General features: G+C 57.1%; 13 protein-coding genes. 7 read left to right on the top strand and 6 right to left on the bottom strand.

The features are described 5' to 3' along the window. Positions 1 to 50: 50 nt before the first annotated feature. The gene (locus Q0O07_RS10960) at positions 51 to 1,058 is read right to left on the bottom strand and encodes a ligase-associated DNA damage response exonuclease (protein WP_295493603.1); all 1,008 of its coding nucleotides are present in this window, start codon (positions 1,056 to 1,058) and stop codon (positions 51 to 53) included. A 97-nt stretch (positions 1,059 to 1,155) separates the two neighbouring features. Here Q0O07_RS10960 and Q0O07_RS10955 point away from each other — a divergent pair, with 97 nt between their 5' ends. From Q0O07_RS10955 to dapE, 3 genes are all read left to right on the top strand, one after another. After that, on the top strand, positions 1,156 to 1,374 hold the full coding sequence (locus tag Q0O07_RS10955; protein WP_295493600.1) for a hypothetical protein: 219 nt from the start codon (positions 1,156 to 1,158) through the stop codon (positions 1,372 to 1,374). After that, positions 1,371 to 2,837, top strand: a complete 1,467-nt coding sequence (locus Q0O07_RS10950; protein WP_295493597.1) for a glycerol kinase — start codon at positions 1,371 to 1,373, stop codon at positions 2,835 to 2,837. The genes Q0O07_RS10955 and Q0O07_RS10950 overlap by 4 nt, the downstream gene beginning before the upstream one ends. A gap of 81 nt (positions 2,838 to 2,918) precedes the next feature. Then, positions 2,919 to 4,058, top strand: coding sequence for a succinyl-diaminopimelate desuccinylase (gene dapE / locus Q0O07_RS10945; RefSeq protein ID WP_295493594.1), 1,140 nt, complete (start codon positions 2,919 to 2,921; stop codon positions 4,056 to 4,058). An 11-nt stretch (positions 4,059 to 4,069) separates the two neighbouring features. On the opposite strand, the gene Q0O07_RS10940 is transcribed toward dapE, so the two are convergent. Genes Q0O07_RS10940 through Q0O07_RS10930 form a run of 3 tightly spaced genes read right to left on the bottom strand, consistent with a single transcriptional unit; the run spans position 4,070 to position 6,515 of the window. After that, positions 4,070 to 4,624, bottom strand: a complete 555-nt coding sequence (locus Q0O07_RS10940) for a Smr/MutS family protein (protein WP_295493591.1) — start codon at positions 4,622 to 4,624, stop codon at positions 4,070 to 4,072. Between the two features lie 7 nt (positions 4,625 to 4,631). Further along, a complete protein-coding gene (locus Q0O07_RS10935) occupies positions 4,632 to 5,843 on the bottom strand; it encodes an MltA domain-containing protein (RefSeq protein ID WP_295493588.1) in 1,212 nt (403 codons plus the stop codon). Between the two features lie 12 nt (positions 5,844 to 5,855). Then, positions 5,856 to 6,515, bottom strand: a complete 660-nt coding sequence (locus Q0O07_RS10930; RefSeq protein WP_295493585.1) for a Tim44/TimA family putative adaptor protein — start codon at positions 6,513 to 6,515, stop codon at positions 5,856 to 5,858. Between the two features lie 250 nt (positions 6,516 to 6,765). Between Q0O07_RS10930 and secB the strand changes: the two genes are divergently transcribed. From secB to Q0O07_RS10910, 4 genes are all read left to right on the top strand, one after another. Next, positions 6,766 to 7,275, top strand: coding sequence for a protein-export chaperone SecB (gene secB / locus Q0O07_RS10925; protein ID WP_295493582.1), 510 nt, complete (start codon positions 6,766 to 6,768; stop codon positions 7,273 to 7,275). Positions 7,276 to 7,298: 23 nt separating this feature from the next. Next, positions 7,299 to 8,903 carry a murein biosynthesis integral membrane protein MurJ gene (gene murJ / locus Q0O07_RS10920; RefSeq protein WP_295493580.1) on the top strand — a complete coding sequence of 535 codons (1,605 nt, stop codon included), beginning with the start codon at positions 7,299 to 7,301 and terminating at the stop codon, positions 8,901 to 8,903. Positions 8,904 to 8,908: 5 nt separating this feature from the next. Continuing rightward, positions 8,909 to 9,907: a tryptophan--tRNA ligase gene (trpS, locus tag Q0O07_RS10915; protein WP_295493577.1), complete on the top strand. Its 999-nt coding sequence runs from the start codon at positions 8,909 to 8,911 to the stop codon at positions 9,905 to 9,907. Between the two features lie 103 nt (positions 9,908 to 10,010). Then, a complete protein-coding gene (locus Q0O07_RS10910) occupies positions 10,011 to 10,664 on the top strand; it encodes a DUF4136 domain-containing protein (protein WP_295493574.1) in 654 nt (217 codons plus the stop codon). Positions 10,665 to 10,698: 34 nt separating this feature from the next. Here Q0O07_RS10910 and Q0O07_RS10905 read toward each other — a convergent pair whose 3' ends face one another. Both Q0O07_RS10905 and Q0O07_RS10900 read right to left on the bottom strand, forming a co-directional pair. Then, the gene (locus tag Q0O07_RS10905) at positions 10,699 to 11,802 is read right to left on the bottom strand and encodes an SH3 domain-containing protein (RefSeq protein ID WP_295493571.1); all 1,104 of its coding nucleotides are present in this window, start codon (positions 11,800 to 11,802) and stop codon (positions 10,699 to 10,701) included. Between the two features lie 79 nt (positions 11,803 to 11,881). After that, positions 11,882 to 12,583: DnaA/Hda family protein (locus tag Q0O07_RS10900; RefSeq protein WP_295493568.1), on the bottom strand; the 702-nt coding region annotated here is incomplete at its 5' end.

Raw genomic sequence — 12,583 nt, 5'->3', positions numbered from 1 at the left:
GCGCGAGCGTGTGTAGATCAGCCCGTCGATCAACGCGGCGAAAGCCTGCATCAGCTCTCATCCTCGTCTTCGCGGCCAACCAGATCGAGCGCGCGTGCTTTCAATTGGTGCAGTTCACACCAGCGCCCAAGCGCGTCAGTGCGGCCATGGGTGATCCATGTTTCGGTTGGCCGAAGCTCCAACAATGTGTCGGTCAGCTCGGTCCAATCGGCATGATCCGAAATGACCAAAGGCAGTTCCACATTACGTTGTCGCGCACGTTGCCGCACCCGCATCCATCCCGATGCCATGGCGGTTATCGGGTCGGGCAGGCGCTGCGCCCAACGGTCATTCAACGCCGATGGCGGCGCAATGACAATCGCGCCTTTCATCTCTGCCTTGGCAAGTCCCGTCGCCAGTATGAGATCGCCCAAGGGGACGTCATGCGCCGCATATAGGTCGCACATTTTCTGCATCGCGCCATGGATATAAATGGGCGCGTCATAGCCCGCGCGCCGCAGTTCCGCGATTACCCGCTGCGCCTTGCCCAAGGCATAGGCCCCCACAACAATACAGCCATCCAAATTGGCCTCACGCGCCGCCAGCAATTTGGCGATTTCCCCCGCAATGGGCGGATGCGTAAATACCGGCAGGCCAAAGGTCGCTTCCGTAATCAGGACATCGCACGCCACCGCTTCAAACGGCGCGCAGGTCGGGTCGAACCGCCGTTTATAGTCGCCCGTTACAATCACGCGCTCGCCTGCATGTTCCAGCAGGATCTGCGCTGACCCCAATACATGCCCGGCGGGGTGGAAGCTAATCTTCACGCCATTTGCCTCAAAACCATCGCCATAGGGCATTGGCGTGCCCATTTCGGTGCCATAACGCAGCGCCATGATCGCCAGCGTCTCTGGCGTCGCCCAGACGGCTCCATGCCCACTGCGCGCATGGTCGGCATGGCCATGCGTCACCAAAGCACGTTCGGCGGGGCGCGACGGGTCAATCCACATGTCCGCTGGCTTGACATAAATGCCATGCGCATGCGGCTCTATCCAATGTTGGGCGGCGGTTCGCGAGATAGTGACGGTCCTTTTCTGAGACCCGATATGGGGCGCGGCAGGGCCGATGTAAACCAATCGCAGCGCGACTGATTTATAACGTTAATGTGCGGGCGGCGTGCATAATTTTCTATTTTATCGTCCGGACACGCTATATGCGGGCGAAACATTTTATCAGCATTTTGGCATGCCTTGGTTGCATTATATTGACGTCATGGTGTTTGTGCTGGTTAGTTCGGTGCTGATGGCGCTGGCGGTCAACCGTCTGGTTTTCGGCAACCGCGCGATATTTATTTTATCCAAGGAGGGACGCGCATTGCGCGCAGCAGAGGTATGAGCGAATATATATTGGTCATTGACGAAGGCACGACATCAACGCGCGCCGTATTATTTACCGCGGACGGAACCGCTGTGGACAGTTGCCAGCGCCCGCTCACGCAACATTATCCGCAGCCCGGCCTTGTCGAACATGATGCGCAAGAAATTTGGAACCTGACGCTGGCCTGCGCGCAAGCGATGGTGGCCAAGGCGGGCGGTGCGGACCGGATCGCGAGCATTGGCATCACCAATCAGCGCGAGACCATTGTGTTCTGGGACAAGCGCACGGGTAAGCCGCTTGCGCCCGCCATTGTATGGCAAGACCGCCGGACAGCAGATATTTGCGCCGCGATGAAGGCGCAGGGTGAAGAGCCCGTTGTTCAGGCGAAAACCGGATTGTTGCTTGACCCCTATTTCTCGGGATCGAAAATCGGTTGGGCGCTGGAAAATTGGCCGCAGTTGAAGGACGCGGGCGCGCATCTGGCGGTAGGCACGGTCGAGAGCTATCTTGTCTACCGGCTGACGGGCGGAAGCCATATCACCGACGCCAGCAACGCCGCACGCACCGCGTTGATGGCGATTGGTAGCGGCGGATGGGATGACGGGTTGATGGACCTGTTTGGCGTGCCACGCGACATCTTGCCAGAGATCACGGATTGCGCAGGCGACCTTGGCACGACAATGCCCGAACATTTCGGCGGCGCGATCCGCATTTCGGGCATGGCAGGGGATCAGCAAGCCGCAACCATAGGGCAAGGCTGCTTTGCCGTTGGGCAGACCAAGGCGACCTTTGGCACGGGCGCATTTGTGTTAACGCAAACTGGGACCACTTTGCGCCAGTCACGCCATCGCTTGCTCTCGACGATTTTGTACCAGTTAAATGGTGAACGTCATTATGCGTTGGAAGGGTCGGTTTTTGTCGCGGGCAGCCTTGTGCAATGGCTGCGCGATGATCTGGGCCTGATATCACATGCCGCCGAAACCGAGCCGCTGGCGCGCAGCGTAACCGATAATGGCGGCGTCTATTTTGTGCCTGCGCTTTCGGGCTTGGGCGCGCCGCATTGGCGTCCCGATGCCCGCGCCACGATCAGCGGCTTGAGCTTTGCGGCGACAAAGGCGCATGTCGCCCGCGCCGCGTTGGAGGCGATGGCGCATCAGACCTATGACCTCAAAACCGCCTTTGCCGCCGATGGTGCCGATTGGGCCGAATTGCGCATTGATGGCGGGATGGTCGCAAATGACTGGATGGCGCAAGATCTGGCGGACATGCTGGCGATTGATGTCGAACGTCCAGATTTTGTCGAAACAACGGCGCTGGGCGCAGCGATGCTCGCGGCGGTCGGTTGCGGACTATTCCCCACGTTGGAGGATGCGGCCAGCATGCGGGGCGGGGTAACGCGTTTTGCACCGATACTTGGTGCAGAAGCGCGCGACGTCCGCTTGGCTGGCTGGGCGAATGCGCTCGCTCGCGTTCTGCAATGACGCGCTGACGAACATGACCCTCATTGTCCCGCCGATGTCTGACTTGTTTTGGCGCGTATTAATCCGTAACGACCTCGATTAATGGATGATGCTCTTGCACTGGCTTATGCCCAACGACTGATCGCTTGCGAAAGCGTCACGCCCGCCCGTGGCGCGGTGTTTGACGCGCTGGAAGATATGCTTGTCCCGCTGAGTTTTACCGTCGAACGCTTTATGTCGGGCGAAGACGACGACAACCCCGCCCATGGCGCGCCGGTGGAAAATCTCTTTGCCATTCGTGCGGCAAGCGGGGGGCATTTCGCCTTTGCCGGTCATGTGGACGTCGTGCCACCGGGCAATGGCTGGGCGAGCGACCCGTTTGTGCCTGAGATTAAGGGCGATTTGCTGCACGGACGCGGCGCTGTCGATATGAAGGGCAGCATCGCCGCCTTTGTCGCTGCGCTGCACGACATCCCCAAGGATGCTGGCACAATCAGCCTGATCATCACGGGCGACGAAGAAGGACCGGCCATCCACGGCACCCGGGCGTTGATCACGCATATGCAAGCACAAGGCAGCATCCCTGATTATTGCCTCGTCGGTGAACCCACCAGCGTCAACCGCTTGGGCGACATGATGAAAATCGGCCGTCGCGGTTCGGTTAACATGTGGATTTCGGTCGCGGGCACGCAAGGCCATGTCGCTTACCCACATCTGGCAGACAACCCGATCCCACGGCTCATTGCGATTCTGGCCGAGATCGAAGCGATCACGCTCGACGCAGGCACTGACTGGTTCCAAGCGAGCAATATCGAGGTCACCGACCTGCATGTCGGCAACAAGGCAACCAACGTCATTCCCGCCACAGCCGAAGCGCGATTGTCGATCCGGTTCAATGATCTGCAAAATGGCGATGCGCTTGTTTTAAGGCTTCGTGCGCTCGTGGAACGTCATGGGGGCACACTGACCGCCATGATCTCCGGAGAGGCGTTCCTGACGCCTCCTGGCGTGTTCTCAGCGGCTATATCTGACGCGGTTGAGGCTGTTGTCGGCATCGCCCCAGAAGCATCGACAACGGGGGGCACTTCGGACGCCCGATTCCTGACCAAAATTTGCCCGGTGGTCGAATTCGGCCTGTGCAATGCAACGATGCATAAATTGGATGAAGCCGTCGCCATTGCCGACCTTTCGGCGCTGACCGAAATTTACCGGCGCGTGACGCTGAAAATGCTGGCGACTTAGGGTCCTGACCCTTAGCTCTTCAACATAATGTAAAGCGCGCCCGCGCCGCCATGGCGCGGATGGGCATTGCGCACCGCCGAAATATGCCGCGCATGCCGCGATGCCGCCAGCCAGTCGCGCACAACGGCGGCAATTGCGCCCCTGCCCTCACCACTTGCCCGATCATGTGCGCGGGGCTTGCCGGTCACGAGCAATATCACTTTCATGCGCTGCGCAATCGCTTGCTCCAATGCGCCATCAAGCCGGTTATAGGCCAGCGACAAGGATGCGTCGTGCAAGTCAATGCTGACATCGGGAATGATGCTGCCCCGCGTGATTTTTTTGTCCCAATGCCCGTCGAGATTATGCGGCACTGGGGCAATCTTGCTTTGCGCTGGCATAGGTTTCGGCTTTGTCTCGGCGGGGGCAGGCTTTGGCTTGGCGCTCAAAAACTTCGCCAGTACCGCCTTATCCGCCGACGGGGTCGGAGCAGGCACTGGTTTTGGCTTGCCGCCATGCATGGGTTTTACCGTCGCAATGACCCTGCCCCAAAGGGACTTTTCGTTGCTGTCGAGAGGCCGTGCCATAACGGCTTTAGAGCCCTAACCGCGCAACCGCAGCCTTGGGTAGAAACAGGAACGCCGTGCCACGCGCCGCCATGCCGCCTGCAATCAAACGCGCGCGGTCGCCAGCGCCCCAAAAGGTATCAATGCGGTTCGCGCCTTTAATGGCGCCGCCGGTATCTTGCGCAATCCAGATGCCATTGGGTTCGGAGCGGTCCATTGACAGCCACACAGGTGCGCCGAGCGGAATGAATTTCACATCCACTGCAATGCTTGCCTCCCCTACCACAGGATAGCCCATCGCGCCCAAGGGCCCTGCGCCCGTCAGTTCACGGAAGAAAATATAGCTTTTATTTTCCTGCATGATCTTGCGCCCCTCTTCGGGGTTGGCCCCTAAAAAAGCGACAATACCCTGCATAGAGGCATCGGTAATCAGTCCGCGATCGCGCATCAATCGGCCAATGCCCGTGTAGCCACGCCCATTTTGGCTGTCATAGCCAATACGCATTACATTGCCGTCAGGCAGTTTCAGCCGACCCGAGCCCTGAATTTGCAGGAAGAAAAATTCCACAACATCGGACGCATACGCGATTTCAAGGCCGCGCCCCGCCAAAGCCCCGTTTTCAATCATGGCCCGGTCGTCATATTGCACAAATTTGGTGCCGCTGACCTTGCCGCGGATGCTGCGCCCCTTCAGCTCATCGGAAAACTGCCCAAGGTCAACATCGATCAGGTCCGGCGGGCGTTTATAGACGGACACATCGCAACCCGCTTGCGGCGTACGGCAACCGGCGATTTCGGGTTCAAAATAGCCCGTCGCAAAAGCCCTGCCGGTGCCGACCTGCACCGTATCCATATGTTCGGCAAAAAAGGAAATGGCATCATCGGTCCATGTTTTAACGGCGTCACAAGCTGCCACCCAATCGCTATTTTGGGTCAGGCCGCTATTGTCGGTGCGGCGGACAAGGCCGGGGCAACTTGTCCTGAAACTGTCCATGGCGAGGGCCGCCTTGCGCGCATCCACCTGCAAAGTGGTAATTTGCGGACCGCGCACTACGCCAAGTCCTGCCGCTGTGGTAACATCGCGCGTCGGCACAGGCGGTGCTGCTGCCGTGTCCGCGACCGGCGGGGAAGCCACCATTGCTCCCGATGGCGTTGCGGGGTTGGCATTCGAGGACACCCCGCTTGCGCAAGCGGAGAGTGTGAAGGCCGATAGACCAAGAGTGAAAAGGGCGCGTTTCATCGCCCAGATGAATCAGACCGAGTCGGTTTCGTCAAGCTTCCAGTTACGGCCGCCCGATTTCACGTCGCGCATGAATGTCCAGATATCATGCGTTTCGACGGCATCAGTCATCGACCCGCCAATGATATTTCCATCGGCATCCTTGACCATCGCAGCGATGTCGGCGTCAAAGCGCACCGAGATACGGGCCATTGGGTGATCGTAGCTGGCGTCGACAACGCGCACTTCATCAATGCGGACCAAGCGGTTTTCGAGGGTCTCCCCGCGCGCAGTGCGGCCATCAATCGCCTCAGTGAAACTCGCATAGACGTCATCATCGCACAGGGACTTAAGCGCTTCCTTGTCCCCCTTCCAATAGGCCTCAAGTACCATTTTATAGGCGGATTTTGAACCTTCTACAAACAGACCAAGGTCAAAATTGCGGTCCGCATTGCCAATCGCTTTAACACCGCTTTGCGCTGCCATATCGACGTTGGACAGTTCAGTTGCAGGCAAAGCCGGCGCAGCGTCACCGCCAGCCGATGGCTGCCGCAGCAATGCTGGTGTATTGGCATCAACAGGGCGGCGTGCCACAGGTTCTTGTTCATGTCCGGTACGTTTACCAAGCACGGCGTAGAGGCGCAGGCCCAAGAAAGCTGCAACAAGAGCGAGCAATACAATAGTAAACGTCACAACGCCTCCATCCGGCAAAAATCTAACTGCGGCCCCTGCACGAAATTTTTCGTAAAGCCGACTCATCAACCCATATAGGGGTTACAGATACGGGTTTCAAAGGGCCTTGCCCAAAGAAAAATGCAGGTTAGGGTCGGGAATGGTGCAATCGCAACAATCATTGCCCTTTGGTAGCACGCCTGCTAGGCGCGCAGGCATAAAGGGTCGTAACATTGCGGCTGTGGCATCCAACAAGAAAGCACGACACATCATGGCCGATGAAACAGGCACCATCGATTCCGACAAGGTAAAAGCCAATGGCGAAGACACTATGCCAGCCGTCGGCATGTTGAACCAATATATCAAGGACTTGTCGGTCGAAAATCCGAACGCCCCGCACAGCTTCAACTGGGAAGGCGCGCCGCAAATTGATGTGCAGGTCAACATCCAAGCCAACGCCATTACAGATGAAGTGCATGAAGTCGCCTTACGGCTTGCCATCAAGGCAGAGACCGATAATGGCGTACAGTTCTCCGTTGAGCTCGATTATGGCACCTTGTTTGGCCTGCGTAATATATCCGAAGAGCAGGCCCATCCGTTCTTATTTGGTGAAGCTCCACGGCTTATGTTCCCGTTTGCGCGCCGAATCGTTGCAGACGCGGTGCGTGATGCGGGATATCCGCCATTGGTGCTTGAACCCATCGACTTCAACGCGCTTTACATTCAGCAGCTTTCGCAAGCGCAACAAATGGCAGAGACGCAGCCTGCCGGCGAAGCCTGAAGCCGGCGGCACCAGGTGAACAGATGAGCCTGGTTCGAAACAGCATCACCATCGGGGGGCTGACTTTGGTCAGCCGCGTCTTGGGCTTAGTGCGCGACATGTTGATGGCGCGCTTTGTTGGCGCGGGCCTCGCGTCGGATGCATTCTTGATCGCGTGGCGTTTGCCGAACCTGTTCCGGGCACTTTTTGCCGAAGGCGCGTTTGCGGCGGTATTCGTGCCCTTGTTTAACAAGAAAATGACGGAGGCCGAACGCGAGAAGGCGGATCAAGGCCTGATCGCCGCGCGCAATTTTGCCAGCCAAATATTGTCGGTATTGTTCCCGTTTCTCGTGCTGTTCACGGCCCTCATGATGCTGGCCGCTGGCCCAATTGTCTGGGCTATGACGGGCGGCTTTCCCGATGGCGGGCCGGAGAAATTCGCGCTGGCACGGCACTTAACGATCATCACCTTTCCCTATCTGGCGTTGATATCCTTGGTATCATTGCTGGGTGGCATATTGAACTCGCTGAACCGTTTCTGGGTCAATGCCGCAGCGCCAATCTTGCTCAACATCTGCATGATTGTCGCGCTGATTTTCTTCCGTGGGGATAATCCGGTTGAAACGGTGGTCACGCAAGCGGTCGCAGTTACCGTGTCGGGCGCGCTGCAATTGCTGTGGCTCATCTGGGCCTGTCATCGCGCGGGCGTCACGCTGAAGCTAAGTTTGCCGCACCTCACGCCCGATGTGAAGCTGATGCTGGCGTTGATTGCGCCCGCCGCGATTGGCCAAGGCGCAATCCAGTTCAATCTTTTGATCTCTACCTCACTTGCGGCGCGGTTTCTGCCCGAAGGCTCGGTATCCTGGCTCTATTATGCCGACCGCCTGAACCAATTGCCATTGGGCCTGATCGGTATTGCAATCGGCACAGCTATTTTGCCTGCACTATCGCGGCAGATTGCCGGGGCGGATAGCAAAGCCGCGTCCGATACGCAGAACCGCGCCGTCGAACTGGCCTTATTCTTCGCAATGCCCGCGACGGTCGCGTTGATTGTGTCGGCGGTCCCGATTGTCCATGGCATATTCGAACATGGTGCCTTCACCTCTGCCGACACGCGCGGGACCGCCGCGGTGCTGATGGCGTTTTCGGCAGGTGTGCCCGCTTATGTGCTCATCAAGGTGCTAACGCCCGGATTTTATGCGCGGAGCGACACCAAAACACCCTTGCGGCTGGCCTTATGGTCGATGCTGGTCAACCTTGTCGGCAACCTGATCCTCATCTGGCCTTTGGCGCATATCGGCGTTGGTGTGGCGACGGCCATATCCGCTTGGGTAAACGTCGCTTTGCTTTGGATCACTTTGCGCAAGCGTGGGCATATTGCCGTCGATGCGCGGTTGAAGCAAAAGGCATGGCGCATAATCTTAGCCGCGATCATTATGGGCGTCGTGCTCTATTTCGGCAATGAACTTATCGAAGGCCAGCTTGGCACGGGCTTGTGGCGACGCATTGCCGTTTTGTCCCTATTGGTAAGCGCTGGCGGCGCGGTCTATGCGCTGGCCATATTGCTATTTGGGGCCTACCGGATCAGCGAACTCAAATCCCTTCTCCGCAGGCGTGCAACCGCGCCTGCGACTTCTGCAAGCGAGTAACAATTATGCGCGTCGTTTCGGGTATTCAGCCCACTGGCAACCTTCATCTCGGCAATTATCTGGGCGCGATCCGCAATTGGGTGAAGATGCAGGATGAAATGGAATGCCTGTATTTCCTCGCGGATTTGCACGCCATTTCGATGCCGCATGTGCCCGAAGAGTTGACCGCAAACACCCGCGAAATGGCGGCTGCGCTGCTCGCCTGCGGGCTGGATATCAACAAGGCGATCCTGTTCAATCAGGCGCAGGTTCCTGCCCATGCCGAGCTGCAATGGCTACTGACCGGCACGGCGCGGATGGGTTGGCTCAACCGGATGACCCAGTTCAAGGACAAGTCCGGCAAGAACCGCGAAGGCGCGAGCATTGCGTTGTTCACTTACCCCGTTTTACAAGCTGCGGACGTGCTGCTGTATCAGGCGACGCATGTGCCTGTGGGCGAAGACCAGAAACAACATTTGGAGCTTGCCCGCGACATTGCCCAAAAATTCAACACCGATTTTGGCAAGGGCACGGAGATTTTCACCTTGCCGGACCCGATCATTCCTAAAGCCACAGCGCGCATCATGAGCTTGCGTGACGGCAGCGTCAAAATGTCCAAATCTGACCCAAGCGATATGAGCCGCATCAACTTGGTCGATGATGCCGACACGATTTTAAGCAAAATCAAGAAAGCCAAGACCGACCCCGAACCATTGCCATCTGAAGCAGATGGTCTTGAGGGCCGACCCGAAGCCAAAAATCTGGTCGGCATATACGCCGCCTTTGCGAACGAGACAGTGGACGACACATTAACCCGTTTTGGCGGCCAGGGCTTTGGATCATTCAAGCCTGCACTGGCAGAGATTGTGGTCGAACATCTGCGCCCCATTTCGGAACGCTTTAGTGCGCTGAAGGATGATCATGAACAGATTGACGCAGCCTTAGCCAAGGGCGCAGCGAAAGCGCGCGAATTGAGCGCACCGACGTTAAAGGCAGCTTATGCTGCGCTTGGCTTACTGCGTTGAATAATGCTATTATGTTGTTCAACCGCAGTTCAGCGAAACTATCCTAATTCTGACGGGTTAACAACAAGACGGCGTCTGGCCGCTTTTAAAGGGATATGAATGGATGAAAAAGGTCGTAACTTTTCTCGCTCCGTTGGCGCTGCTTGCTTTGGGTGCATGCGCGACGCCCTTTAACGCAGATGTTTCGCGCTTTCAGGAACTGCCCGCGCCACAGGGTCAAACCTTTGTGATCCGCGCGGCCAATCCCGCCAATACAGGTGGCATCGAATTTGGCCAATATGCGGCATTGGTCGCCAATGAGCTTCAGGAAATTGGTTATGTGCCGTCATCGGGCAGCACCGCCGATATGACCGTGTCGCTCGATTATGCCGTCGATGAAGGCAAGGAACGCAACATCGTTCGCCAAGACCCGTTTTACGATCCTTATTGGGGCTTTGGCAGCTTTTACCGCCCTTATGTTGTGCGCACACGTCGCGGTGCGCGCTATGTCGTGGGCTATTATGACCCGTTCCTCTACAGCGGCTTTAATCGCCCATATGATGTTGACAGCTTCACCGTCTACACCGCCAATCTGGATCTAAAAATTGACCGCAATACTGACGGAAAGCGGCTGTTCGAAGGCAAAGCCGAAGCCAAGTCGCGTTCGAACAAGCTTCCACATCTGGTGCCGAATCTGGTTGAAGCCATGTTCACAGGTTTCCCCGGCAATGGTGGCGAGACCGTCCGGATTTCCGTAGCGCCAGAGGAAAAGCGTTAGGGTTGACCCTAAGCTCGATTAAAGTTGTGGCGGTTTATACGCCGCAGCCCAGTTCGGTTTTTCCATAAGCCGCGCCCTCACCCCGCGTGGCGGCGATGCCTGCGTAAAGATCCGTCCCTGTGAACAGCCCATCGCGTCCGATGTCGAAACCTTGCGCACGAAATATGTCTATAACTTTGGCAGGTGAGTCATCGAAATATAAAGATTGCGATTCATAATGCTGCGCCAAGCCAGTCAATGACAAGCCTTCGAACGATCGGCGTAGCCTGAGATATTTGCTTTTGCCTTCGACCGCCGCATAAGCCTTTTGACGGGCAGCCTCACTGGCAAATTCCTTTGCCTCCAACGCCTGCCATTGTGCCCGTAACTGCGCGCCTATCTTTGAAAATTCAGCGCCGATTTCGCCAGAAAAGGCACAGGTTTGAGGATTGAAACCGATGGCAATTGATTTGCCGCCCAGCCGCTTTAATATCGACGGCGCGTCGGCAAGATAGCCATAGCGACCATCGGCAAGCTTCACCTCAATAAAGTTATCCGCCGTGGTTCCCACCAAAGTCAACTTTGTGCCCTCGCGCAGCCGATCCAGCAAATTGCTATCTGCCAAGGTGGTCGCCCAGACATCGATCAATCCATCTGCTACCCATATTTGATCATTGAGTGGCTTTACCAACGCGGGCGGCTGAAATTGCGACAGATTAGTTAAGGCGACAAAGCCATTGCCATCGCTCAGCTCAAGCCACCCGCCATCGACGCCTGAACCTGGCTGAATGACACCCGTCACTTGCGAACCACGGGGCAATTTGCCCAATATATCACTGCCACTTATTGTCGGCTTGTTACGCAAGTTCGCGTCGGTCATTGCGAAGAATATCTGCGCATCGGGGTTTGAAACCTCTCCCGCTTCGGGTGCGAGCATGCCTGCGTCGCGCTTCAAATCGTCAGCGATGAAGAGCCAGAAATATAATGCGCCCACCGTCACAATAATGGCGACCGCGGCCAATGGCATCAGCCATCGGCGCTTCGGTGCCGACTTTGCGGATTTCTTGGTCGTTTTTGGCTTCAACGCCTGCCCGCAACTGGCACAAAAGGCGGCTTCATTGGCCGAAGTCGCTCTGCACGAAGCACACACTTGACTCATACTCGTCCCTCCGACTCACATCATGGGGATAAGCGCTGGAAAGCCAGTTGAAAAGGGGTGGAAAATTAGGGTCGGGACCCTAGGCCTCGAGCTGGCGGAGCAACGCACGGACATCATTATCCATGTCGCTGTCCTGCTGGCGCAGTCCTTCAACCAAGCGTACGGCGTGGATCACCGTGCTATGGTCACGTCCACCGAATTTACGTCCGATTTCAGGGTAGCTGCGCGGCGTCATTACCTTTGCAAGGTACATGGCGACTTGACGCGGGCGCACAACCGCACGCGCGCGGCGCTTCGAGGACATTTCGCTGCGGTCGATGCGATAATATTCGCACACGGCGCGCTGGATTTCGTCGATGGTGATGCGGCGACGGCAAGCACTCAAAATATCCTTGAGCTGCTCTTCAGCCAATGTCCGCGTGACTGGCTTGCCCGTCAATTGGGCATAAGCGAGCAGCTTGTTCAAGCCACCTTCCAATTCGCGGACATTGCGGCTGATTGTGCGGGCAAGAAACTCGACCACATCTTCACCCACCTGCGCCTCTGGCATATTGGCGAGGCGCTGTTCTAGGATCAAACGGCGCAATTCGAGATCAGCGGGTTGAATATCGGCGACAAGGCCCATCGACAGACGCGACAATATGCGCTGGTCGACGCCGTCGAGCGCTTGCGGTGCACGGTCAGCAGAAACCACCAAGCGTTTGCCGGCGCCAATGATAGCATCGATGGTGTGCAGAAACTCCTCCTGCGTCGACACCTTGCCAATGATAAACTGGATATC

This window comes from Sphingorhabdus sp. EL138 (genome assembly GCF_945890115.1).
Taxonomy (GTDB): Bacteria; Pseudomonadota; Alphaproteobacteria; order Sphingomonadales; family Sphingomonadaceae; genus Sphingorhabdus_B.
This window is presented reverse-complemented; position numbering and strand designations above follow the sequence as displayed.